At 64.8% G+C, this 22,709-nt stretch carries 22 protein-coding genes and 1 pseudogene; 18 read left to right on the top strand and 5 right to left on the bottom strand.

Going from position 1 to position 22,709, the window contains the following annotated elements; all coding sequences use genetic code 11:
- Window positions 1-23 precede the first annotated feature (23 nt).
- Together ACVILL_RS13765 and ACVILL_RS13760 are read right to left on the bottom strand one after the other, a co-directional pair.
- On the bottom strand, window positions 24-1,394 hold the full coding sequence (locus ACVILL_RS13765; protein ID WP_456729529.1) for an NAD(P)/FAD-dependent oxidoreductase: 1,371 nt from the start codon (window positions 1,392-1,394) through the stop codon (window positions 24-26).
- 57 nt (window positions 1,395-1,451) lie between these two features.
- Entirely contained in the window at window positions 1,452-2,153 is a 702-nt protein-coding gene (locus tag ACVILL_RS13760; protein WP_456729528.1) for a GntR family transcriptional regulator, read from the bottom strand.
- A 137-nt stretch (window positions 2,154-2,290) separates the two neighbouring features.
- Here ACVILL_RS13760 and ACVILL_RS13755 point away from each other — a divergent pair, with 137 nt between their 5' ends.
- The 7 genes from ACVILL_RS13755 (at window position 2,291) to ACVILL_RS13725 (ending at window position 7,462) form a co-directional block, all read left to right on the top strand.
- Window positions 2,291-3,193, top strand: a complete 903-nt coding sequence (locus tag ACVILL_RS13755) for an amino acid ABC transporter substrate-binding protein (protein ID WP_456729527.1) — start codon at window positions 2,291-2,293, stop codon at window positions 3,191-3,193.
- 256 nt (window positions 3,194-3,449) lie between these two features.
- Complete coding sequence (locus tag ACVILL_RS13750) at window positions 3,450-3,797, top strand: BufA1 family periplasmic bufferin-type metallophore (protein WP_456729526.1); 348 nt, start codon at window positions 3,450-3,452, stop codon at window positions 3,795-3,797.
- 61 nt (window positions 3,798-3,858) lie between these two features.
- Window positions 3,859-4,740, top strand: coding sequence for an MNIO family bufferin maturase (gene bufB, locus ACVILL_RS13745; RefSeq protein ID WP_456729525.1), 882 nt, complete (start codon window positions 3,859-3,861; stop codon window positions 4,738-4,740).
- Window positions 4,724-5,521 carry an HvfC/BufC N-terminal domain-containing protein gene (locus ACVILL_RS13740; RefSeq protein ID WP_456729524.1) on the top strand — a complete coding sequence of 266 codons (798 nt, stop codon included), beginning with the start codon at window positions 4,724-4,726 and terminating at the stop codon, window positions 5,519-5,521. The genes bufB and ACVILL_RS13740 overlap by 17 nt, the downstream gene beginning before the upstream one ends.
- Window positions 5,522-5,526: 5 nt before the next feature.
- The gene (locus ACVILL_RS13735) at window positions 5,527-6,039 is read left to right on the top strand and encodes a DoxX family protein (RefSeq protein WP_456729523.1); all 513 of its coding nucleotides are present in this window, start codon (window positions 5,527-5,529) and stop codon (window positions 6,037-6,039) included.
- Window positions 6,008-6,790: a sigma-70 family RNA polymerase sigma factor gene (locus ACVILL_RS13730; RefSeq protein ID WP_456729522.1), complete on the top strand. Its 783-nt coding sequence runs from the start codon at window positions 6,008-6,010 to the stop codon at window positions 6,788-6,790. The genes ACVILL_RS13735 and ACVILL_RS13730 overlap by 32 nt, the downstream gene beginning before the upstream one ends.
- 3 nt (window positions 6,791-6,793) lie before the next feature.
- Window positions 6,794-7,462, top strand: a complete 669-nt coding sequence (locus ACVILL_RS13725) for an NrsF family protein (protein WP_456729521.1) — start codon at window positions 6,794-6,796, stop codon at window positions 7,460-7,462.
- A gap of 344 nt (window positions 7,463-7,806) precedes the next feature.
- Here ACVILL_RS13725 and ACVILL_RS13720 read toward each other — a convergent pair.
- Both ACVILL_RS13720 and ACVILL_RS13715 read right to left on the bottom strand, forming a co-directional pair.
- Window positions 7,807-9,304 (bottom strand): annotated as a pseudogene (locus ACVILL_RS13720) (NAD-dependent succinate-semialdehyde dehydrogenase).
- Window positions 9,305-9,462: 158 nt separating this feature from the next.
- On the bottom strand, window positions 9,463-9,789 hold the full coding sequence (locus tag ACVILL_RS13715; RefSeq protein ID WP_456729520.1) for a hypothetical protein: 327 nt from the start codon (window positions 9,787-9,789) through the stop codon (window positions 9,463-9,465).
- Window positions 9,790-10,133: 344 nt separating this feature from the next.
- On the opposite strand from ACVILL_RS13715, the gene ACVILL_RS13710 reads away from it, so the two are divergent.
- On the top strand, window positions 10,134-11,327 hold the full coding sequence (locus ACVILL_RS13710) for a serine hydrolase domain-containing protein (RefSeq protein WP_456729519.1): 1,194 nt from the start codon (window positions 10,134-10,136) through the stop codon (window positions 11,325-11,327).
- A gap of 141 nt (window positions 11,328-11,468) precedes the next feature.
- The gene (locus ACVILL_RS13705) at window positions 11,469-13,172 is read left to right on the top strand and encodes an AMP-binding protein (RefSeq protein ID WP_456729518.1); all 1,704 of its coding nucleotides are present in this window, start codon (window positions 11,469-11,471) and stop codon (window positions 13,170-13,172) included.
- A gap of 128 nt (window positions 13,173-13,300) precedes the next feature.
- Here ACVILL_RS13705 and ACVILL_RS13700 read toward each other — a convergent pair whose 3' ends face one another.
- Window positions 13,301-14,302 (bottom strand): adenosine kinase, encoded by a 1,002-nt coding sequence (locus ACVILL_RS13700; RefSeq protein WP_456729517.1) that lies wholly within the window; start codon window positions 14,300-14,302, stop codon window positions 13,301-13,303.
- A gap of 245 nt (window positions 14,303-14,547) precedes the next feature.
- Here ACVILL_RS13700 and murJ point away from each other — a divergent pair, with 245 nt between their 5' ends.
- The 9 genes from murJ (at window position 14,548) to miaB (ending at window position 22,706) form a co-directional block, all read left to right on the top strand.
- Window positions 14,548-16,086 (top strand): murein biosynthesis integral membrane protein MurJ, encoded by a 1,539-nt coding sequence (gene murJ / locus ACVILL_RS13695; RefSeq protein ID WP_456729516.1) that lies wholly within the window; start codon window positions 14,548-14,550, stop codon window positions 16,084-16,086.
- A 69-nt stretch (window positions 16,087-16,155) separates the two neighbouring features.
- Window positions 16,156-17,208, top strand: a complete 1,053-nt coding sequence (gene trpS, locus ACVILL_RS13690; RefSeq protein ID WP_456729515.1) for a tryptophan--tRNA ligase — start codon at window positions 16,156-16,158, stop codon at window positions 17,206-17,208.
- A gap of 87 nt (window positions 17,209-17,295) precedes the next feature.
- On the top strand, window positions 17,296-17,790 hold the full coding sequence (locus ACVILL_RS13685) for a universal stress protein (protein ID WP_456729514.1): 495 nt from the start codon (window positions 17,296-17,298) through the stop codon (window positions 17,788-17,790).
- Window positions 17,791-17,934: 144 nt separating this feature from the next.
- Window positions 17,935-18,504, top strand: coding sequence for a NifU family protein (locus ACVILL_RS13680; RefSeq protein ID WP_456729513.1), 570 nt, complete (start codon window positions 17,935-17,937; stop codon window positions 18,502-18,504).
- A gap of 159 nt (window positions 18,505-18,663) precedes the next feature.
- On the top strand, window positions 18,664-19,359 hold the full coding sequence (gene tsaB / locus ACVILL_RS13675; RefSeq protein ID WP_456729512.1) for a tRNA (adenosine(37)-N6)-threonylcarbamoyltransferase complex dimerization subunit type 1 TsaB: 696 nt from the start codon (window positions 18,664-18,666) through the stop codon (window positions 19,357-19,359).
- Entirely contained in the window at window positions 19,356-19,841 is a 486-nt protein-coding gene (gene rimI / locus ACVILL_RS13670; protein WP_456729511.1) for a ribosomal protein S18-alanine N-acetyltransferase, read from the top strand. Before tsaB ends, rimI begins: the two co-directional genes overlap by 4 nt.
- 86 nt (window positions 19,842-19,927) lie before the next feature.
- Window positions 19,928-20,380: a Fur family transcriptional regulator gene (locus ACVILL_RS13665; RefSeq protein ID WP_016840396.1), complete on the top strand. Its 453-nt coding sequence runs from the start codon at window positions 19,928-19,930 to the stop codon at window positions 20,378-20,380.
- 54 nt (window positions 20,381-20,434) lie between these two features.
- On the top strand, window positions 20,435-21,115 hold the full coding sequence (locus tag ACVILL_RS13660) for an HAD family hydrolase (protein ID WP_456729510.1): 681 nt from the start codon (window positions 20,435-20,437) through the stop codon (window positions 21,113-21,115).
- 205 nt (window positions 21,116-21,320) lie between these two features.
- Window positions 21,321-22,706 (top strand): tRNA (N6-isopentenyl adenosine(37)-C2)-methylthiotransferase MiaB, encoded by a 1,386-nt coding sequence (gene miaB, locus ACVILL_RS13655; protein ID WP_456729509.1) that lies wholly within the window; start codon window positions 21,321-21,323, stop codon window positions 22,704-22,706.
- Window positions 22,707-22,709 lie beyond the last annotated feature (3 nt).

The raw sequence follows: 22,709 nt of genomic DNA, 5'->3' as shown, positions 1-22,709 counted from the left end.
CGGGCTAGGAAGGTGAGACTGAACTAAAGCAACCCGCGGCTTGCGCTCGCCGCAAGCTCGTCCATCAACGCCTTGTCTTGATAGCGCGCCAGCGAGAGGCTGCGGGCGAAGGCTGGCGCTGGCGCACCGGCGACGGCGCGGGCACAGAGATCGCCGGCGGCGCAGGCGCCCATCGTGCCGTAGCCTGACAGCGCGGCGGCAAGGAACACGCCCGGCGTTTTCGCAGGCCCGATCAGCGGCCAGTTTTCCTTCGTCATCGGATAGTAGCCGCCGTAATGCACGCGGTCGCGCGGCAGTGCACCGAGATACTGCGCGAGACGCGGCTGCAGCCGGCTCGCGGCGCGCAGCACGACTTCGGGGAAATAGGGGTTCAGCTCCGGCTCGCGCAGCGGCGCCGTGGTCGGCTCGGCGTTGAAGGCCCAGCCGAGCTTGATCCATTCGCCGTGATCGCGGCCGTCGGGCCGGCAATGGATGCTGCCCGGCATCGGTGCCAGCAGCTGCGCAAATTCCGGCGCAGCCGCCAGTTCTTCGCGTTCGTCATCGGACCAGGCCAGCGTCTGGCCGTCGAGATCGATAGCGAACGGCATCTTGCGATCGACCACGCGGTTGTGATCGGCGAACGCGATCTTCTGCTGCAGCACATTGACGATCGGCAACGCCTCGCGATGCATCGCCCCGACTTGCGCCGCGAACGGCCCCGCGGCATTGACGATGATGTCGGCCTTGATGGTCTGCCGCGCGCCGTCGGCCAGCACATCGACCGTAAAGCGATCGGCTTTCGCGATGCCGACGACCCTGGCCTGCTGAAACTGCGCGCCAAGCGGCCGCATGATTTCCAGCATGTACTGGCCGAGCTGTTGGCCGCTGATGTCGCCCGCGCGGCGGATGTGCAGCGCTGTCGAGACCTTCTTGTCGAATGCCGGGTAATGGGTCTGGATCAGATCGCGGCCGAGCAGAACGTCGACGCCGTCGGGCGCGCGCTGCCAGTCCGCCGAATGCGGCGGCAGGTAGCCGCGGCTCTCCCCCTCATGCAGGCGGATCAGCTTTGTGGCCTGTTCGCCGTAGCCGGCATAGAGTTGCTGCAACAGCTCCCCGGGCTTCTCCTCGCGTGTCACCAGGAGGTATCCGCGCCGCGTCATGTGGATGCGGTTGTCGCTGCGGCGCGCGATCTCCTCCATCAGGTCGGTCGAATGATTGGTGAAGTCGGCCATCGTCGGATGCGGCCACCAGTTGCGGTAGTTCTCGCCCGACTGCGCCGAGGTCAATGCCATCGGCTGCCCTTCATCGACGATCAGGAGACGCGAACGCTTGTGCTGAACGGCGAGGTAATAGGCCGTGGCGATGCCGACGATGCCCGCACCGATCACCAGAATTTCGACGTCATTGGTCTTCACGCATATTCTCCTACGGCTCGAACGGAGCCGGTGATTGTCTGAAGTGTCTGATGGCGATCAGGCCGGGCGTCCTTCACCCACATCGCGCAACGCCTGGCGCTGCGCCGAACGCAGCGTCTTCTGCGTCTCCTCGATATGATCACGCAGCAGCCGGACCGCCTTCTTGACCTCGCCGTCGCGGCAGAATTCGAGCAGCCGGTAATGCTCGCGCTGCAGACGTTCCTTGCCGGTCGCTTGCGACACCAGCGCCCGGGTGAATCGGCCGACATGGCCGTAATTTGCCTCGATCATGCTGAGCAGCCGCGGGCGATTGCACGGCGCGTAGAGCGTGGCGTGGAATTTCCAGTTGAAGGCGCCCCATCGCGCTGGATCAGGCTCGGCGTCGTAGTCGCGGAGGATTTTCGTCGCCGCATCGAGATCGATCTCACCCATCGCGGGGATCGCCAATCGCAGCGCGTGGCATTCGAGCGCGATGCGGATCTCGAGCAGTTCGATCACCTGGTCGATCGACATGTCGGAGACGACAGCGCCGCGGTTGGGCAGGAAGGTGACGAAGCCCTCGGCCTCGAGCTGGCGCAGCGCCTCACGCACCGGAATCCGGCTGGTCCCAAACCGCGCGGCGAGCTCGTCCTGGCGCAGCTGCAAGCCGGGCGCGAGCTCGCCCGAGCTGATCGCAGCCCGCAGCGCCTCGCGCACGGCATCCGGCGCGGAACCGTGAGGTCCGGCCCCTCGTTGGCTGGTGGCGATTGCAGGTTCCATCCGGCGTCTCTCTTGCTGGTCGATCCAGAATATCCGACGATGTCACGATTGTATAAAATCGTATTGCCGATTATGCAATCATGTGTATAAAATCATGCTCGATCGTATCCAGTTTTGCTGCTAGCCGCGAGAGCCTGATGAGGTCAACTATCAAGCGATTGATTTTACTCGCCTTTCTTGCGACAGCGGCATCCTCCGGCCCGGCGCTGGCCCAATCGCCCGGCGGCACCCTGGCCAAGATCCGCGATGCCGGCGAGATCCGGCTCGGGCACCGCGACGTGTCGGTCCCGTTCTCCTATCTCGACGACAACCAGAAGCCGGTCGGCTTTGCGATGGACCTCTGCGCGCGCATCGTCGACGCAGTGAAGAGCGAGCTCAAGCTGCCGGCGGTGCAGACCAGGCTGCAGCCGATCCAGCTCTCCACCCAGATACCGCTGATCGAGAACGGCACCATCGACATCGTCTGCGGTCCCGCGACCAACACGCTGGAGCGGCAGAAGGTCGTCGCCTTCAGCAACACGATCTTCGTGTCGAGTATCCGTGCAGTGGTGGCAAAGGACGCGCCGATCAAGACCTTCGAAGATCTCGGCGGCCGGCCGGTCGCGCTGACCTCGGGCTCGACCTCGATAGGACTGTTGAGCGCGCGCGCCCAGGAGAAGAATTTTCAGACCAAGGACATTCTGACGGCGGACCATGCCGCATCGTTCCTCGCGCTGACCACCGGGCGCAGCGACGCCTTCGTAATGGACGACATTCTGCTGGCAAGCCTGATCGCAGGCAGCCGCAACCCGGCGGACTGGCGCATCATCGACGACAGCCTGCGCACCGAGCCCTACGGGCTGATCATCCGCAAGGGCGATCCGGAGTTCAAGACGCTGGTCGACAAGACGCTGGTCGCGATGATGAAGAGCGGCGAATTCGAGGCGCTCTACGCCAAATGGTTCACGCGGCCGATTCCACCGAAGAGCGTGAACCTGAATTTCCCGATGACGACGCCGCTGAAGGACGCCGTCGCCAATCCGAACGACAAGGGCGTGTGACGAAGCGGCGCCGCCAATAGCAACAACGTGGGGCCGATCCGAACCACGTCAGGCCGTCCCAACCCGCCCGGCGCGGCTCCGCCCGCGGGAGAATGCAGCGCCGGTGCTGCAAAATGGCCGGATAGTCGATCAATCGCGATGAGGGCGTAACCTTTCGTCTCTCCCAGCGAACCTCCCTTCAGGCGCACCGTGACCGGTTCGCTGACAGCGCGGCTGCTTGTATCTGCATCGCCCATCTCTGATTGGAGGAATGAAAATGTCGAATCGCATGTTGCCCGCGCTAGTCGCGGGTGCCTTCGCCGCGGCCATCGGCTCCTTCGCGGCGGTCTCCGCCAACGCCGAGGATGCCATGAAGCCGATGAGCCAAGCGGATATGATGAAAATGCGGGAGGCGAACCAGAAGAGAATGGTCGCCGAGAAGCTGGAAAAATGCTTCGGAGTTGCGCTGAAGGGGCATAACGATTGCTATGCTGGCGCTGGAACGACGTGCGCCGGCACGAGTACGGCCGATTATCAAGGTAACGCCTTCAAGCTCGTGCCTCATGGCACCTGCACCGCGATGTCGACACCCAAGGGCAACGGAAGTCTGACTCCGAAAGCCTGAAGCATCGTCGTTGGCGGGCGGGCCAGGGTCCGCCCGCGCTGCTTTCTGACCGGAGGCCGCGATGTCGTCTTCGCATATTCCGCCGACGCCGGTTGCGCCGCGTGCCGGAGTTGGGCTCAAGGCCGAACACTACCGCACGATCGTCGAGACCAGCCCCGATGTCGGCTTCTTCGAGGTCCATGCCGAAAACTACATGGGCGGAGGCGGCCCGCCGCATCGTTACCTGACCGCGGTCCGCGAGCGCTATCCGCTGTCGATCCACGGCGTCGGCTTGTCGATCGGAGCGGATCGGCCGCTCGACCGGAACCACCTGGAGCGCTTGAAGGGTCTGATCGAGCGCTATGAACCGGGGTTGTTTTCCGAGCATCTAGCCTGGTCATCGCACGACACCTTCCTCAACGACCTGCTGCCGCTTCCTTACACTGCAGATACGCTCGTACGCGTCTGCGAGCACATTGACGAGATCCAGACGACGATCGGCCGCCAGATGCTGCTTGAAAATCCCTCGACCTATCTCGCTTTCGCCGAGAGCACCTATTTCGAGATCGACTTCATTGCCGAAGCCGTACGGCGCACCGGATGCGGCCTGCTGCTTGACGTCAACAACGTCCATATCGCATCGACCAATCAGCAATGGGATGCGAAGGCCTATATCGATGCCTATCCGCTCGGACATGTCCAGGAAATCCATCTCGCGGGCTACACTCACGAAGCCGACGAAGCGGGACGCCCGTTGCTCATCGACACGCACAATCGCGCGGTGGACGACATCGTCTGGGACCTCTTCGCCCATACCGTTCGGCGGGCCGGCCCGACGCCGACCTTGATCGAGTGGGATGCCGATGTACCAACCTGGCCGGTGCTGAAGGCCGAGGCCGATCGTGCGGAAGCGACCATGTTGACCGGCACGCCTTCGGAGCAGCGTCATGCCGCGGCTCGCTGAACGGCAACGGCGCTTCGCCGAAGCGTTGCTCGATCCCGAGCTGCCAATTCCGCCTGGCCTGATCGGTCCTGATGGTAAGCCGAGCGAACGGCGCTTCGCTGTCTATCGCAACAACGTCGTGGCTGGATTGATCGACACGCTGCAAGCTGCGTTTCCCGCAGTTTGCCGGATCGTCGGCGTGGAATTCTTCCGTGCGATGGCCCGCATCTACGCTGCGAGCAGTCCCCCGGATTCACCGATCATGCTCGGCTACGGCGCAAGCTTTCCTGATTTCATCGAGGCGTTCGAGCCGGCGACCATCCTGCCATATCTGGCCGATATCGCCCGTATCGAACGAGCCTGGACGGAAGCCTATCACGCCTTCGATGCGGCTCCGATTGATCCAACCATCCTCTTGGGCGTTGCGCCGGATGCGTTGCCGGCGCTTCAGCTCCGGCTTCACCCCTCCGTCCGCGTCGTCCGCTCCCGCTTCCCGGCTCTGACCATCTGGCGCATGAATGTCGGCGATGGCGTTCCGCATCCGGTAGACCTCGATGCCGGCGGCGAAGATACACTTGTCGCGCGGCCGGAGGCCGACGTCGAACTGCGCGCTTTGCCGGACGGCGGTGCGGATTTCCTGAGCGCGCTCCTTGACGGGCTATCCGTTCTGGAAGCGACGAAGGCCGCCTTCATATCCGACAGTAGTTTCGACCTTCCTGCCAATCTCTCGGGCCTTCTGCTGGCCGGCGCGGTTGTCGGCTATCGCCGTACCGGAGAAGCGGTGGCAACGGCTTGCGCGTGACTATCATGATTAGAGCGTTCGCCAGTCTCACGAATATCGACCAGATGGCGCGGCGTAGCCTGAACGAGCTCCGGCGGCTGGCCCTGCTCGTCGCGCCGCCTGTCCTTCGCGTCGCACTTGCCGTTCCCTTTTTCCGCTCAGGTCTCACCCGCTGGGATGGCTTCCTGTCACTGTCGCCAAGCGCAGCCTACCTCTTCGAGGAGGAGTTCAAACTCCACGTCTTCGGCGGCGTCTACGACTTCCCGGCCCCGCTCATCGTCGCGCACGTCACCGGTATGGCCGAGATCGTACTCCCGATCCTGCTTGTTCTTGGCCTCGGGACGCGCTTGGCCGCGCTCGGCCTGCTCATCATGACGGGTGTGATCCAGCTCGTCGCTCCGGACGGCTGGGCCAACTTTCATTTGCCCTGGGCGGCCATGGCGCTCGCCGTGGTCGCGCTCGGCCCCGGTCCCCTCTCGCTCGATCATCTGCTCGACAGGCTGGGCCATGCTGGCAAAACGGGAGGGGCGGCCTCATGATGATCACGACCCATCCTGCAAGGTGGAGAAGATCCGGACCCACGCGCATACGGGTACCGCGCGCATGGAAAGCGTCCCGGCGATGACCCGAGAACCGCACATTCAGCCCATGCCTCTGAGGATCGTCGCCAGACGCGATCGCCCGGCGGAACCTGCCCTCGGCACGCCGCGGCTGGACGACAATCAGGGAAGCCCTGCGATACCCGATGTGGATTGGACCATTCTGATGGCGCGGGCCCAGGACGGCGACAGCGCGGCCTATCTCCGCCTGTTGCAGGAAGTGGCACCATATCTGCGCACCCTGGCAGCACGACGGCATCGCAATCCGGACGATGTCGAGGACGCGGTTCAGGACGTTCTCCTGACCGTCCATACGATCCGACATACCTACGACCCCACCCGGCCATTCGGCCCATGGCTCGTTGCGATTGCCAATCGCCGCTTCATCGACCGCCTGCGCCGGCAAGGCCGGCTCCAGGCCCGCGAGAGGCCACTGACTGCCGAACACGAAACCTTTGCCGAGCCCGCAACGAATCTTGAAGAGAAGCTCGATCAGCATGGCTTGGAAGGGGCCATCGACAATCTTCCACCCACACAGAAGAAGGCGATCGAGTTGCTCAAGCTCAAGGAACTGTCGTTGAAGGAAGTGTCCTCGATGAGCGGATTGTCGATCGCCTCCCTCAAGGTCGCGACCCACCGCGCCTTGCAGAACCTGCGCAAGATGCTGACCGACCGAAGCGACGGGGAATAATCGATGAAAACGCCCGATCTCATCGCTGCGCTCGCCAGGGACCTGCAACCGGTCAAGCGACTGCGCCCGCCAATCGTCCGTGCCACCTGCTGGCTCGTGCTCGCGAGTCTCGTGCTGATACTGCTCGCCGTCAGCCAAGGCATTCGTCAGGATCTCGTGTTGCGACTGCACGATCCGATCTTCGCACTGAGCATGGTGTCCTCGCTGCTGACCGGTGCGCTGGCCGCAATCGCCGCGTTCCAAGCGAGCCTTCCGGACCGACCACGGCGCTGGCTGCTTCTGCCATTGCCAGCCCTGGTCGTCTGGTTATCGAATATCGGTTACCAGTGCCTGACCCAATGGATCGGAGTCGGCCCTGAAGGCATCGTGCCAGGAGAGGCGGCGCGCTGCTTTGCTACCCTCGTGCTGACCAGCCTGCCGCTTTCGCTCACCATGCTGGTGATGCTTCGCTACGCGGCGCCTCTGCGTCCGACCGCAGCAACCTTGATGGGCAGCCTCGCGGTCGCCGCGATTGCCGCCAGCGCTCTGTCTCTTTTTCATGCAATCGACGCCACGGCGATGATCCTGATGTGGAATCTCGGCACGGCGATGCTCTTCGTCGGGCTCGGTACCGCATTCGGCCAAAGGATGTTTCGGTGGGTCGCACCGAGGCAGTCCTCCATCGGAAATTGAGATCGCCGGCGGGCGATGACCTATCGGCGGTCAGCCAAGTCCCGATGAGATCAGGGTGAATTCTCATCGCGCTTCACCTTGTTGTTTGGGCGTGATCTCCGCGCAAAACGCCTGGCGTTTGCCGCGAGGGAAGGCCGCTGTGCATTTTTCCGGATCGCGCCCTAGAAGTCGACCGTCATCGAAAGCCACAGCGTCCGCGGCATGCCGCTGATCACGTAGCCGGTTGGATTGCCGATCCAGTAGTGCTTGTCGAACAGATTGGTCAGGGACTCGCGTGACTGGCAGCAAAAGCCCGGCCCTGATTCAATCAGGGCCGGGCTCGAGCGAATGGATAATGACGGCGATCAGACACCGGCCATCATCACGTATTTGATCTCGACATATTCATCCATGCCGTGGCGCGAGCCTTCGCGGCCGAGGCCCGATTCCTTGACGCCGCCGAACGGGGCGACCTCGGTCGTGATCAGGCCGGAGTTGACGCCGACCATGCCCGACTCCAGCGCTTCCGCGACGCGCCAGACGCGGCCGATGTCGCGCGAATAGAAGTAGGAGGCTAGGCCGAACGGCGAGGCGTTGCACATCGCGATCACGTCGGCCTCGTCCTTGAAGCGGATCACCGGCGCGAGCGGCCCGAAGGTCTCTTCGTGCGACACCAGCGCGTCCGGCCGCACGTCCGACAGCACCGTCGGCTCGAAGAAGCTGCGGCCGAGCGAGGAGCGCTTGCCGCCGGTCACGATCTTGGCGCCGCCCTTCACGGCATCCGCAATGTGCCGCTCGACCTTCTCGATCGCCTCCATGTTGATCAGCGGCCCCTGCGTCACGCCGGCTTCCGTGCCGTCGCCGATCTTCATCTCGGCGACCTTCTTGGAGAGCTTCTGCACGAACTGGTCGTAGATCTTGTCCTGGGCATAGAGACGGTTGGCGCAGACGCAGGTCTGGCCCATGTTGCGATACTTCGAGACGATGGCGCCTTCGACAGCCGCATCGATATCGGCATCGTCGAACACCACGAACGGCGCGTTACCGCCGAGCTCGAGGCCGAGCTTCTTCACGCCGACCGACGCCTGCCGGGTAAAGGATCTTGCCGACCTCGGTCGAGCCGGTGAAGCCGACGAAGCGCACCGCCGGATGCTCGCACAGCACCTTGCCGATCGGCGGCGCGTCACCGGTGATGATGTTGAACACGCCCTTCGGCACGCCGGCCTTCTCGGCCAGCGCGGCGAGCGCGAGCGCCGACAGCGGCGTCTCGTTGGCCGGCTTCAGCACCACCGTGCAGCCGGCCGCCAGCGCCGGCGACACTTTTCGCGTGATCATTGAGTTCGGGAAATTCCACGGCGTGATGGCGCCGCAGACGCCGATCGGCTGCCGGATCGCGAGCAGACGCGCATCTGGACGCTGGGTCGGAATGGTCTCGCCATAGACCCGGCGCGCCTCTTCCGCGAAGAACTCGACATAGGCGGCGCCGATATCGACCTCGCCGAGCGCTTCCGCCAGCGGCTTGCCCTGTTCGGAGGTCAGGATCAGCGCGAGATCCTCGCGATTGGCGATGATCAAGTCGAACCATTTGCGTAAGGTGTTGGAACGTTGCTTCGCCGTCAGCTTGGCCCAGGCCGGAAACGCGCGCTGGGCGGCCTCGACGGCCTTGGTCGCATCGTCAGCGCTGAGCTGCGGGATCTTGGTCAGTTCCGCGCCGGTGGCCGGATTGTTGACGGCGAACTCGGGCGTGCCGACCCAGGCGCCGTCGATGTAGCAGCGGTCGCGCAGCAGCGACGGGTCCTTCAGCCGGCTTTGCAGGGTGGATGCTGCAGATTGCGTGGCGCGTGCGGCAACGGGCGGGGTCATGGCGTTACTCCTGGAATTTCTTGGAGGGTATTCGCCGTCTATATAGTCGGAAAGCCGCTGCGATGCACCGGCGCCGGGCGCGACCCTGCTTGGGCGCGAATGCGGCTCTCTCCAGTCATTCCGGGGCGGCTCAAAGAGCCGAACCCGGAATGACAGCGTCACGACACCGCGCCACCACTCATATAGGTCTCGCGGCGGCCGATCATGCGCTCCGCCGCGGCCTTGGCATCCGCCTTGGTCGTGGTCGCGCAGGTCCGGTATTCGAGGTCGGCCTGCGCCCGCACGTCTCGGCGGCCAAACCAGGACTTGGTGCCGGTCAGCAGCAGCGCCAGCGCCTGCGCGACATTCTCGACGGCCTCGAACGAGTGCAGCGCGCCGGTACCTGCGTAGCGGACCTCGTAAAGACCTGGGCTGATCGGCGCCTCGATATTCTCGCTGCGGCCCGGCCGCGGATAGCGCTTCCATTCACTCCATGTCGAAATCATTGCTGCGTCCCCGCAGGGCGAAATGACGAGCCTTTTTGTCAAATCCAGCCCAATTCGCCGCACCGTTTATGCAGCGATCTGAATGCGTTAATGCAAAAAAACAGGTACGAAAATCAATCTGCCGATCACGTTACCGTGGCCGCGTGCGGGGGTCACCGGGGCTTGCGCGGAGTCCACCATAAAATCTGCGCGCGTGGTGAACGCCTGTTGAGCAAGGCCGTTCCTGGCAGGCTCCGCCTTCACGACATCGCGACATCATCGCATCGCGCCCGCCTTGCGGGACCCGAAAAGCGGGAGGATGATCCGCCCACTTCAAAACAATAAACCCCACCGGAGGAAGCCCAATGCAGAGCAAGGCTCAGATCGATCAGGTTTTGCGTCAGAAGAGCGAGGCCAAGGAGATTCCCGGCGTGGTCGCGATCGCGGCCACCGGCAAGGACGTGATCTATGAAGGCGCGTTCGGCAAGCGCGACCTCTCCAAGAGCGATCCGATGACGGCGGACAGCGTGTTCTGGATCGCCTCGATGACCAAGGCAGTGACTTCGGCGGGCGCGATGCAGCTCGTCGAGCAGGGCAAGCTCTCGCTCGATGAGCCGATCGGCAAGCTGTTGCCCGATCTCGCCGCGGTGCAGGTGCTCGACGGCTTCGACGCCAAGGGCGAGCCGAAGCTGCGGCCCGCGAACAAGCCGATCACGTTGCGTCAGCTGATGACCCACACCGCCGGCTTCGCCTACGACATGTGGGACGCCGACCTCGGCAAATATCTGGAAAAGACCGGCACGCCCGGCATCATCACCTGCCTGAATGCCGCGCTGAAGACGCCGATCATGTCAGACCCCGGCACGCGCTGGGAGTACGGCACCAATATCGACTTCGTCGGCAAGGCCGTGGAAGCCGCATCCGGCAAGAAGCTCGATGCCTATCTGCGCGACAACATGTTCGCACCGCTCGGCATGGGCGAGACCGGCTTCAAGATCTCCGACGACATGCGCAAGCGGCTGGTCGGCATGCATGCGCGCGGCGAGGACGGCACGCTCGCGGCGATCCCGTTCGAGCTCGAGCAGAACCCCGAATTCCATATGGGTGGCGGCGGCCTGTATTCGACCGCGGCGGACTACATCAAGTTCTGCCAGATGATCCTCAACAAGGGCAAAGGCAACGGCAATCAGGTGCTCAAGCCTGAGACCGTCGCGACGATGGGGCAGAACCACATCGGCGAGCTCACCGTCAACAAGATGACGACGGCCTTGCCGATGTACACCAACGATGTCGATCTCTGGCCCGATATCGTCAAGAAGTGGGGACTGAGCTTCCTGATCAACACCGCCAAGACGCCGGAAGGCCGCAGCGCCGGCAGCCTCGCCTGGGCGGGCCTCGCCAACACCTATTACTGGATCGATCCGTCGCGCGATGTCTGCGGCGTGATCCTGACCCAGCTGCTGCCGTTCGCCGACAAGCACAGCCTGGAGGCCTTCGCAGGCTTCGAGAAGGGCATCTATGCCGGCCTCGACGCCGGCAGCGGGCAACGGGCGGCCTGAGGTTCCAGCCAAGCACCGTGAAATCCCTCCCTCAACGGGAGGGATTTTTCATACCCGCCATAGGTCGGGCCTGTCCCGTCGCCGCCAAACGACTAAGATCGCGCAAAAAAGCGCGGCGACACGACCGGGAGGAGGACGATCTTGGCACCCACGGCACCCAAGGCAGACAGCTATGTCTGCGGCATTTCCGATACGCCGCTGCTCGGTGAAACCATCGGCCGCGCCCTCGACCGCGCACGCGCGCGCTGGGGCGACCGCGAGGCGCTGGTCTCGCCCAGCCACAATGTGCGCTGGACCTGGAACGAATTCACCGACCGTGTCGAGGCACTGGCGTCGGGCTTCCTCGCGCTCGGCCTGCAACGCGGCGAGCGCATCGGCATCTGGTCGCTGAACCGGCCGGAATGGACGCTGACGCAATTCGCCGCCGCGAAAGCCGGGCTGATCCTCGTCACCATCAATCCGGCCTATCGGCTGAGCGAGCTCGAATTCGCGCTCGGCAAGGTCGGCTGCGCCGCGATCGTGACCGCGACCGCGTTCAAGACCTCGGCCTATATGGAGATGCTGAACACGCTGCTGCCCGAGCTTGCGAGCGCCGAGCCCGGTCACCTGCGTTCGGCGCGGCTGCCGCAATTGCGCGCCGTGGTCCAGATCGGCGGACCGGCGGCGCCGGGCACGATTCCGTTCGAGCAGGTCGCGCAGATGGGCGGCGCGCGCCATCGCGAGCAGCTTGCGGCGCTCGGCGAAACTTTGCAGTTCGACGATCCCGTCAATATTCAATTCACCAGCGGCACCACCGGCTCGCCCAAGGGCGTGACGCTGACGCATCACAACATCCTCAACAACGGCTACTTCACCGGCCGCGCCATGCGGCTGACCGAGCAGGACCGCATCTGCATTCCGGTGCCGCTCTATCACTGCTTCGGCATGGTGATGGGCAACCTCGCTTCCGTCACGCTCGGCACCACCATGGTGTATCCCGGCGAAGGCTTCGATCCGCTGGCGACGCTGACGACGATCGCGCAGGAGAAATGCACGACGCTGTACGGCGTGCCGACCATGTTCATCGCCGAGCTCGACCATCCGGAATTTTCGCGCTTCGATCTGTCCTCGCTGCGCACCGGCATCATGGCCGGCGCGCCCTGCCCGATCGAAGTGATGAAGCGCGTCAACACCGAGATGAACATGCGCGAGGTGACGATCGCCTACGGCATGACCGAGACCAGCCCGGTGAGTTTTCAGAGCGCGACCGACGATCCGCTGGAGCGGCGCGTCTCGACCGTGGGCCGCATCCATCCGCATGTCGAGGTCAAGGTGGTCGATTTCGACGGCAAGGTGGTGCCGCGCGGCGAACGCGGCGAGCTCTGCACCCGCGGCTACAGCATCATGCTCGGCTATTGGGACGAGAAGGAAAAGACGTCCGACGTCCTCGACGCCAATGGCTGGATGCACACCGGCGATCTCGCGGTGATCGACGACGAGGGCTACTGCAACATCGTCGGCCGCATCAAGGACATGGTGATCCGCGGCGGCGAGAACCTCTATCCGCGCGAGATCGAGGAATTCCTCTATCGCCATCCGAAGATCCAGGACGTGCAGATCTTCGGCGTCGCCGACGAACGCTATGGCGAAGAGCTGTGCGCCTGGGTCAGGATCAGGGCCGGCGAGACGCTGACATCAGACGAGGTCCGCGCCTTCTGCCAGGGCCAGATCGCCCACAACAAGATCCCGCGCTATGTCGAGTTCGTCGAGGAATTCCCGATGACGGTAACCGGCAAGATCCAGAAATTCGTGATGCGCGACGCGGTGGAGAAGCGGCTCGGATTGAAGGCGGCGAAGACGGCGTAAGAGCCTGCCCCGCTCCATCAACGTCGTCATGCCAGGGCTCGACCCGGGCATCCACGCCCTCCGATCCGCTTGCAAGAAAGGCGTGGATGGCCGGGTCAAGCCCGGCCATGACAGAGAGAGCGCCGCCCTTAAACCAGCAGCCCCTGCTGCTTCGCCAGATCCTTCAGCGACACCAGCGGCCGGGCGCCGATGTGCTGGATCACTTCGGCGGCGGCGAGTGCGCCGAGACGGCCGGCATTCTCATGACCGATATTGCGCACCAGGCCGACCAGGAAGCCGGCCGCGAACAGATCGCCGGCGCCGGTTGTGTCGACCAGTCTGTCTATCGGCGAGGCCGGCGCCGCTACGACGCCGTCGCCTGAAATCACGACGCAACCCTTCTCGCTGCGGGTGACGACGCCGAGCTTGGTGTCCTTGCCGAACTGCTTCAGCGCGGTGTCGAAATCGGAGGTCTGGTACAGCGAGTGCAGCTCGGACTCGTTGGCGAACACCAGGTCCACGATGCCCTTGCGCATCAGATCGAGGAATTCGTCGCGGTAGCGGTCGACGCAGAACGAATCCGACAGTGTCAGCGCGACCTGGCGGCCGGCGCCATGCGCAATCGTCGCCGCCTTCACGAACGCGTCCTTGGCGTTCTTCGGATCCCAGAGATAGCCCTCGAGATAGATGATGCCGGCGGCTTCAATCTGGGCCGGAATGATGTCGTCGGGCGTCAGGTCCTGCGCGGCGCCGAGATAGGTGTTCATGGTGCGCTCGCCGTCCGGCGTCACCAGGATGTAGGAGCAGCCGGTGGCCGGGCCGGTCTTGGCCGGCGCGGTGTCGAAGGCCACGCCGGCGGCGCGGATGTCGTGAACGTAAAGCTTGCCGATCTGGTCGTCCTTGACCTTGCCGACATAGGCGGCGCGGGCACCGAGACTGCCGACGCCGACGATGGTGTTCGCAGCCGAGCCGCCCGACATCTCGGTCGCAGTGCCCATGTCGCCGTAGATCGCGGTGGCACGCGCCTCGTCGATCAGCTGCATGGAGCCCTTGGTCATGCCGTGACGGGCAAGGAACGCCTCGTCGGTCTGCACCAGCACGTCGAAGATCGCATTGCCGATCCCGAGAATGTCATATTTTGCGTCAGCCATAGACCTGCCTTGTGTTAACGCCACCCAACAAGAGCCGCGACCTATCACGTTACGCCTTGGGGCAGCAAGGGAAGCGGAGGCTGCCAGTTCCGTCATCCTGAGGGCGCGTAGCGCGTCTCGAAGGATGAATCGGCCCCGCTCGTGGCCATCGACCCTTCGAGACGCGCGCAAGGGCGCGCTCCTCAGGGTGACGGGTCGAGTAGAGTGCCGCTGGCAGCAACGCGGGCTGCTGCTATAGAGACACTATGTTCCGCTCCTTCCTCACGGTCTCCTCGGGAACGCTGGCCTCGCGACTGCTCGGTTTCGTGCGCGATTCCGTGATTGCGGCGCTGCTTGGCGCGGGACCCGTCGCGGATGCCTTCCTGGCGGCATTTCAGCTTGTGAATGTTGTACGACGGCTGCTGGCCGAAGGTGGATTGAATGCCGCCCTGGTGCCGGCATGGCTGAAGGCGCGCGATGCCGATGGCCTGGCGGCGGCAACCGCCTTTGCCGGCCGCGTGCTCGGCACCGTCAGCGCCGCTGTCATCGCGGCCGCGCTCGTCATCGGCATGCTGATGCCGCTGGTGATCGCGGCGATCGCGCCGGGCTTCGTCGGCCGCGACACGCTGCAATTCGCCGTCGACGACGCAAGACTGATGCTGCCCTATCTCGCCTTCGCCGGCCCGGTCACCGTGATGATGGCGCTGCTCAACGCGCAGGCACGCTTCGCGCTGACCGCATTCTCGCCCCTGTTGTTCAACATCGCGCTGATATCAGTGATGATTGTGCTGCTGGTGCGGCAGCAGGAACCGATGCAGGCCGCGCTGGTCATGGCGGCCACGATCGGCATCGCCGGCCTCCTGCAGCTGTCAATGCTGGCGCTGCGCGGCGCAAAGCTCGCCGCACCGCTCCGCATCTCCCTTGATCCCGAGATGCGCGGCTTTCTCGGCCGCGCGGTCCCCGGCATGGTCGCAAGCAGCGCGCCGCAATGGCTCGTCGTCGCAGGCGCGGTGATCGCGTCGACCTCGCCCTCGGCGGTGTCCTGGCTTTATTTCGCCAACCGCCTGCTCGAGTTGCCGCTCGGCATTGTCGGCGTCGCCATGGGCACGGTGCTGATCCCGGAGATGACGCGCGCGGTGCGCAGCGGCGAGCACACCGCGATCGCGCATGCGGAATCGCGCGCCCTCGAACTCGCGGTCGGGCTGGCACTACCGGCGACGCTCGGGCTGATGGTGCTGAGCGCGCCGATCGTGCGGATGCTGTTCGAGCACGGCGCATTCACCGCAGCGGATACTGCGGCAACCGCGCAGGCCCTGATCTGGCTGACGCTCGCGCTGCCGGCGCATGTGCTGGTGAAGGCGCTGTCGCCGGCGTTCTTCGCCCGCGAGGACACGCTGACGCCGCTGGCTGCGACGCTGAAGGCCATCGTGGTTGCGATCGCGGCGGCCTTCGTGCTCGGCCATATCTTCGGCGCGAGCGGAATTGCCGCAGGCATTGCGCTCGGCGCCTGGAGCAATGCGCTGGCGCTGATCCGCAGGGGGGCCGCGACGTTCGGCTTTTCGATCGATGGCGACGCGCGCCGTCGACTGCCGCGCATCCTGGCCGCGGCGCTCGCGATGGGCGGCCTGCTATGGCTCGCGGAAGGCACCTTGCCGGCGACCGGCCACCACGGTTTCGTGCAGGCGGCCTCCCTCCTCCTGCTGATCGCGGCCGGCATCGCCGGTTACGGGCTGTTCTTGCAGCTTTTCGGCGTCACCGGCTGGCGCGAGGCGGTTAACGCCGTCAGGCAAAGGCGCCCCGCCTGACTTGCGCGCGCGGGGCTTAAGTGGCAAACGACGCCGCAAAAGCAGCGGCTATTTCCGGGAAATAACACAATGGCGTTCGTTGAACGGGTTTTCTCAGGCGTCCAGCCGACGGGCAATCTGCACCTCGGCAATTACCTCGGCGCCATCGTCAATTTCGTGAAGATGCAGCAGACCCATAACTGCATCTATTGCGTCGTCGACATGCACGCGATCACGCAGGGCGTCGAGGTCTGGGGCGGCCCGGCCGAGCTCGCGCGCAACACCCGCGAGGTGACCGCCGCCTTCATCGCCGCGGGCATCGACGCCAAGAAGCACATCGTGTTCAACCAGAGCCAGATCGCCGGCCATGCCGAGCTGACCTGGATCTTCAACTGCGTGGCGCGGATCGGCTGGCTGAACCGCATGACCCAGTTCAAGGAGAAGGCCGGCAAGGACCGCGAGAACGCCTCCATCGGCCTTTACGACTATCCGGTGCTGATGGCTGCCGACATCCTGCTGTATCGCGCCACCCACGTGCCGGTCGGCGAGGACCAGAAGCAGCATCTGGAGCTGTCCCGCGACATCGCGCAGAAGTTCAACAATGATTTCGGCGATTCGATCCGCGGCCACGGCTTCGCCGACGGCCTGTTCTTCCCGCAGCCCGAGCCGCTGATCACGGGGCCCGCGACGCGGGTGATGAGCCTGCGCGACGGCACCAAGAAAATGTCGAAGTCGGATGCGTCGGACAATTCGCGCATCAACCTCACCGACGACGCCGACACCATCGCACAGAAGATCCGCCGGGCGAAGACCGACCCCGAGCCGCTGCCGTCGGAGGAAATCGGCCTCGAGACTCGCCCCGAAGCCGACAATCTGGTCGGCATCTACGCGGCGCTCGCCGGTATCTCCAAGCAGGAGGTGCTGACGCAATTCGGCGGCGGCCAGTTCTCGACGTTCAAGAACGCGCTGGTCGAGGTTTGCGTCGCAAAACTGGCGCCGATCGCCTCCGAGATGAAGAAGCTGGTCGCCGATCCCGGCCATGTCGATTCGATCCTGGCCGACGGCGCCAACCGCGCCCGCGGCATCGCCGACGAGACCATGCGCATCACCAAGGACATCGTCGGCTTCATCCGTCCGCGCTGACACGCAAGCAGGAACTCCGCGCTCCCTCTCCCAAACGGCGAGGGAGTATGGCAGCATGGGTTGGTTTGGCTCAGCACCGGGACATGCATGACCGCCCAGCGACGAAGCTACGAGACAGGTCACAAGCCGAAATGCCTCGTCATCGTTGACGACACCGCGGAATGGGACCGTGCGGTCTATTACGCCAGCCGGTGGGCGATCCGGGTCGGCGGCGGCGTCGTGATGCTGCGGGTGATCGAGACCGAGGACCAGAACCAGCAATGGCTCGGGGTGGCCGACATCATGCGCGCGGAGGCCGAGGAGGCCGCCAATGAGGCGCTCGACCGCGCCGCCGGCCGCGCCAACGGGATCGCCGCGATCACCCCGGAGCGGGCGATTCGCGAGGGCGACCCGACCGAGCAGATCCTCGACGTGATCGACAAGGACGTCGATATCGCGATGCTGGTGCTGGCCGCCAATCCGGGCGCCGAGGGGCCCGGGCCGATCATCACCACCATGGCCAAGACCATGGGCGCGTTCCCGATTCCCGTGACCATCGTGCCGGGCGGCCTGACCGACGCCGAGATCGACGCCCTGTCCTAGCGCTTTGCCGGCTCCGGCACCGCGCCAGGGCATGGGTAAGGGCCTGGAACCGCGGTTTTGCGGCTTGATCGCGGGCTTTTTAATTGCCATTTCATAGGGGAGCTCAACGCGCCGGCCTTGAACCGGCGACGCCGGAGACAGCAAATGTTCATTCAGACCGAAGCTACGCCCAATCCCGCCACCCTGAAATTCATCCCGGGCCGCCTGGTGCTCGACAGCGGCACCATGGAATTCTCCTCACCCGAATCCGCCGCGCGCTCGCCGCTTGCCGAACGGCTGTTCGCCATTCAGGGCGTCACCGGCGTGTTCTACGGCGCCGACTTCGTCACCGTAACCAAAGCTGACGGCGACTGGCAGCACCTCAAGCCCGCGATCCTCGGCGCGATCATGGAGCACTACATGTCCGGCGCGCCCCTGCTCGCCGACGGCACGGCCGGCAGCGACGATGCGCGCGACGAGGAAGACGAGTTCTTCGACGAGGCCGACGCCGAGACCGTCGAGCAGATCAAGGACCTGATCGAGACCCGCGTGCGCCCGGCGGTCGCCAATGACGGCGGCGACATCACCTTCCGCGGCTTCAAGGACGGCATCGTCTATCTCAACATGAAGGGCTCCTGCGCGGGCTGCCCGTCATCGACCGCGACCTTGCAACACGGCATCCAGAACCTGCTCCGGCACTTCGTGCCCGACGTGCAGGAAGTCCGGCCGATGTGATTTGCGCCGGGTGGGCCGCCAGGCGCAGCCCACCTTCGATACGACACAGTTGATGGTGGGCACGGCACTGCGCGCCTTGCCCGCCCGAGAGGGGGGACGAACGGTGAGCCGGCGAATCGGAAATGGTTCTGACCTTCCGTTCGCCCTGACGTTTGCCCCATGATGATTCTCGCGATCGATACGGCGCTCGACGCCTGCTCCGCGGCGGTGCTCGACACCGCCTCCGGCAACACCATCGCGATCGAATCGCAGGCGATGCAGCGCGGCCATGCCGAGGCGCTGATGCCGCTGATCGCTCGGGTGATGAAAGAGAGCGGCATCGGATTTGCCGGGCTTGACCGCATCGCCGTCACCACCGGCCCCGGCAGTTTCACCGGCCTGCGCGTCGGCCTCTCGGCGGCGCGCGGCATCGCACTCGCCGCTGCGAAGCCGGTGGTCGGGCTGTCGACGCTCGCGGCTTACGCCGCGCCCGTGGTCGCCGAGAATGGCAACAATCCGATTCTGTCGGCGATCGATGCGCGGCACGATCACGTCTATTTCCAGCTGGTGAGCGGCGACGGCAGCCCGATCCTCAAGCCGAAGGTGGCGCCGATCACCGAAGCGCTCGAGGCCGCGCAGTTCGGCGCGCTGCATCTGGTCGGCAACGCCGCAAATATCCTTGCCGAGCGCTGGCCCGCCGGCGCAACGCCGCCGGTGAAAGTCGACAGGCAGCCCGCGCCCGACATTGCCTGGGTCGCCTGGGTCGGCGCGGCCGTCGATCCCGAAACCGCGCCGCCGCGTCCGTTCTATCTGCGCGCACCCGACGCGAAGCCGCCGAAGGATCGGCTCGAAATCAGCGTGCCGCCGTCGACATGATCGGCTGGCTGTCACGATGGTGGGGCGGCGGTCCGCCCGCGGTCGAGCCCGCATCCCTGCGTGACGCGGCGCGGCTCGCGCAATTGCACGGCGCATCGTTTCATCGCGGCTGGGGCGAAGGCGAGTTCGAGGCGATGCTGACCGAGCGCAACACGCTGGTGCACCGGCTGCGCCAGGGCCGCAAGGTGATCGGCTTTGCGGTGTCGCGGATGGCGGCAGACGAAGCGGAAATCCTGTCGATTGCGATCGATTCCAATCAGCGCGGACGCGGCCTGTCGCACGACCTGCTGTTGACCCATCTCGGCCATCTTGCCGGCCGCGGCATCCGCACCATCTTCCTCGAGGTGGAAGAGAATAATCAGCCGGCGCGACGGCTCTATGAAAGGGCCGGATTCGGCGTGATCGGCCGCCGCGAACGCTACTACAAGCAACCCGGTGGGGAACATTTGAACGCGCTTCTGATGCGGCGCGACTTGTCGTAACATCGGCGCGGTGGCAGAACAGCGCCCTGCCCTGCCAACCAAGGCCCAAAGACGATCGAGGACCACTAAGGACCTGCCAAGGACCCATGACGACGGTGAAAATCACGCCTGCGCAGAAGAATACCGGCATCGAGGCGCGCTGCGCCGCGACCGGCATGCGCATGACCGAACAGCGCCGCGTGATCGCACGCGTGCTGGCGGAGGCCATGGATCATCCCGACGTCGAGGAACTCTACCGCCGCTGCGTGGCGGTCGACGACAAGATCTCGATCTCGACGGTCTATCGCACCGTCAAGCTGTTCGAGGATGCCGGCATCATCGAGCGACACGACTTCCGCGAGGGCCGCGCGCGCTACGAGCAGATGCCGGAGAGCCATCACGACCATCTGATCAATCTGCGCGACGGCAAGGTAATCGAGTTCACCTCCGAGGAGATCGAGAAGCTGCAGGCCGAGATCGCGCGCAAGCTCGGCTACAAGCTGGTCGATCACCGTCTCGAGCTCTATTGCGTCCCGCTCGACGAAGACAGCAAGTCGTAGGCGTGCGCGATTTCACGCGACGCGGGCGCGCGCAAGGAAACGCATCACCAGACCATGGGCCTTGATCTCGTCATCTTCGATTGCGACGGCGTGCTTGTCGACAGCGAGGTGATCTCGTGTCGCGCGCATGCAGAAACGCTGACGCGGCACGGCTTTCCGATCACACCCGACGGCGTGCTGAAGCGTTTCCTCGGCGTGTCCGACCGCGAGGCGCGGCGGATCGTCGAGAGCGAACTCGGCCGCGCGCTGCCCGAGACGTTCGAGGCCGAGGTCAAGCACGCGACGCTGAGTTTCTATGCCGACGATCTCAGCGCGATCGCCCATGTCGGCAACGCGATTGCCGCGCTCACTTTGCCGAAATGCGTGGCCTCCAGCGGCACGCCGGAAAAGATTCATCATGGCCTGACCTGCGCCGGGCTCTACGACCAGCTCACGCCGCATATTTTCTCCGCCACGCAGGTCAAGCGCGGCAAGCCGGCGCCCGATCTGTTCCTGTTCGCGGCCGAACAGATGGGCGCCCGGCCGGAACGCTGCGTCGTGATCGAGGACAGCGTGGCCGGCGTCACCGGCGCCCGCGCCGCTGACATGACCGTGCTCGGATTTTACGGCGGCAGCCATTGCACGGCGGAACACGAGGATACGCTGCGCAGGGCCGGCGCGGCCGTCACATTCGCCGATATGCGGCAATTGTCCGATTTGATCGCCCGGATTGGCGCCAAAGCGTTTGCTGGCTGAATTATCCCGACATTCCGGGGCGATGCGTCAGTATCGAACCCGGAATCCCGAGATTCCCCGGGGCGCAATTGCGCCCCTGAGGCTCGTCCCCTCCGGGAGCGCCCCGGAATGACCGGTCGGGACCGCTGGATTTTCCCCGGTTTAAGCTATATTTCAGCCCCGGCGCCCGGATGGCGCCGTTTCCATTTTCCGCTCTCAGGGTTCCATGACGACGCCGCGCAAGCTGCACATCAAGTCCTATGGCTGCCAGATGAATGTCTACGATGCGCAACGCATGGTGGACGCGCTGGCCGGCGAGGGCTTTGTCGAGACCGCGAGCGCCGAAGACGCCGACCTCGTGATCCTCAACACCTGCCACATCCGCGAGAAGGCGTCGGAGAAGGTCTATTCCGAGCTCGGGCGGCTCCGCGTCGCCAAGGACGAGGCCGCGCGGGCGGGCCGCGAGATGAAGATCGCGGTCGCCGGCTGCGTCGCGCAGGCCGAAGGCGCCGAGATCATCCAGCGGGCGCCGACCGTCGACATCGTGGTCGGGCCGCAGAGCTATCATCATCTGCCCGAGCTCTTGAAGCGCGCCAGGGAAAACGGCCGCGCGCTCGAAACCGAATTTCCGGTCGAGGACAAGTTCGGCTTCCTGCCGCAGCCGAAGCCCGACGCGATCCGCGCGCGCGGCATTTCCGCCTTCGTCACGGTGCAGGAAGGTTGCGACAAGTTCTGCACCTTCTGCGTGGTGCCCTATACGCGCGGCGCGGAAGTGTCGCGTCCGGTCAGCAAGATCATCGACGACGTCATGCAGCTCGCCGACAACGGCGTGCGCGAATTCACGCTGATCGGACAGAACGTCAACGCCTATCACGGCGAGGGCCCCGACGGCCGCGTCTGGCCGCTCGGCAGATTGTTGCAGCGACTCGCCGAAATTCCCGGCGTCACCCGGCTGCGCTATTCCACCAGCCATCCGCGCGACGTCGACGACTCACTGATCGCGGCGCATCGCGATTTGCCCGCGCTGATGCCGTTCGTGCACCTGCCGGTGCAATCGGGGGCCGACCGGATCCTCGCCGCCATGAACCGCAAACATACCGCCGATGACTACCGGCGCGTCATCGACCGGTTCCGTGCCGCACGGCAAGACATTGCTTTTTCATCAGATTTTATCGTGGGCTTCCCCGGAGAGACCGAGGAAGAATTTTCCGCCACCCTCGCGCTTGTCATGCAAATCGGGTACGCTGCGGCATATTCATTCAAGTATTCGCCACGACCGGGCACGCCGGCGGCGGAGATGCGGGAGACGGTGTCAGCAGCCGAGATGGACGAGCGCTTGGGGCGGCTTCAGGGATTGATCGACAGCCAGCAATCGGCCTTCAACCGTGCTGTGATTGGCACAACGGTCGATGTGCTGTTCGAGCGCGCCGCGCGCAATCCGGGCCAGATCGTCGGCCGCACCGCCTATCTGCAGCCCGCCCATGTGATGGCATCGCCTGAGATCATCGGTCAGGTCCTCCCGGTGAGGATCGACAGCCTCGAGCGCTACAGCCTGATCGGCGAGCTTGCGACGCCGGCAGCGCGCCTCATTTCGCAGACCATTGGAGCCTGAAAT

The sequence above is a fragment of the Bradyrhizobium sp. USDA 3364 genome (assembly GCF_054056355.1).
Note: the sequence above shows the minus strand (reverse complement) of the source record. Positions and strands in the feature narration are given on the sequence as shown.

Coding starts and splice junctions, on each gene's coding strand:
- ACVILL_RS13685 (WP_456729514.1), top strand. CDS start 17,296: ATGACCGCCCAGCGACGAAGCTACGAGACAGGTCACAAGCCGAAATGC.
- ACVILL_RS13730 (WP_456729522.1), top strand. CDS start 6,008: ATGCTGGCAAAACGGGAGGGGCGGCCTCATGATGATCACGACCCATCC.
- ACVILL_RS13715 (WP_456729520.1), bottom strand. CDS start 9,789: ATGATTTCGACATGGAGTGAATGGAAGCGCTATCCGCGGCCGGGCCGC.
- ACVILL_RS13755 (WP_456729527.1), top strand. CDS start 2,291: ATGAGGTCAACTATCAAGCGATTGATTTTACTCGCCTTTCTTGCGACA.
- ACVILL_RS13665 (WP_016840396.1), top strand. CDS start 19,928: ATGACGACGGTGAAAATCACGCCTGCGCAGAAGAATACCGGCATCGAG.
- ACVILL_RS13725 (WP_456729521.1), top strand. CDS start 6,794: ATGAAAACGCCCGATCTCATCGCTGCGCTCGCCAGGGACCTGCAACCG.
- bufB (WP_456729525.1), top strand. CDS start 3,859: ATGTCGTCTTCGCATATTCCGCCGACGCCGGTTGCGCCGCGTGCCGGA.
- ACVILL_RS13735 (WP_456729523.1), top strand. CDS start 5,527: ATGATTAGAGCGTTCGCCAGTCTCACGAATATCGACCAGATGGCGCGG.
- trpS (WP_456729515.1), top strand. CDS start 16,156: ATGGCGTTCGTTGAACGGGTTTTCTCAGGCGTCCAGCCGACGGGCAAT.
- ACVILL_RS13750 (WP_456729526.1), top strand. CDS start 3,450: ATGTCGAATCGCATGTTGCCCGCGCTAGTCGCGGGTGCCTTCGCCGCG.
- ACVILL_RS13760 (WP_456729528.1), bottom strand. CDS start 2,153: ATGGAACCTGCAATCGCCACCAGCCAACGAGGGGCCGGACCTCACGGT.
- ACVILL_RS13710 (WP_456729519.1), top strand. CDS start 10,134: ATGCAGAGCAAGGCTCAGATCGATCAGGTTTTGCGTCAGAAGAGCGAG.
- miaB (WP_456729509.1), top strand. CDS start 21,321: ATGACGACGCCGCGCAAGCTGCACATCAAGTCCTATGGCTGCCAGATG.
- ACVILL_RS13700 (WP_456729517.1), bottom strand. CDS start 14,302: ATGGCTGACGCAAAATATGACATTCTCGGGATCGGCAATGCGATCTTC.
- rimI (WP_456729511.1), top strand. CDS start 19,356: ATGATCGGCTGGCTGTCACGATGGTGGGGCGGCGGTCCGCCCGCGGTC.
- tsaB (WP_456729512.1), top strand. CDS start 18,664: ATGATGATTCTCGCGATCGATACGGCGCTCGACGCCTGCTCCGCGGCG.
- ACVILL_RS13680 (WP_456729513.1), top strand. CDS start 17,935: ATGTTCATTCAGACCGAAGCTACGCCCAATCCCGCCACCCTGAAATTC.
- ACVILL_RS13740 (WP_456729524.1), top strand. CDS start 4,724: ATGCCGCGGCTCGCTGAACGGCAACGGCGCTTCGCCGAAGCGTTGCTC.
- ACVILL_RS13660 (WP_456729510.1), top strand. CDS start 20,435: ATGGGCCTTGATCTCGTCATCTTCGATTGCGACGGCGTGCTTGTCGAC.
- murJ (WP_456729516.1), top strand. CDS start 14,548: ATGTTCCGCTCCTTCCTCACGGTCTCCTCGGGAACGCTGGCCTCGCGA.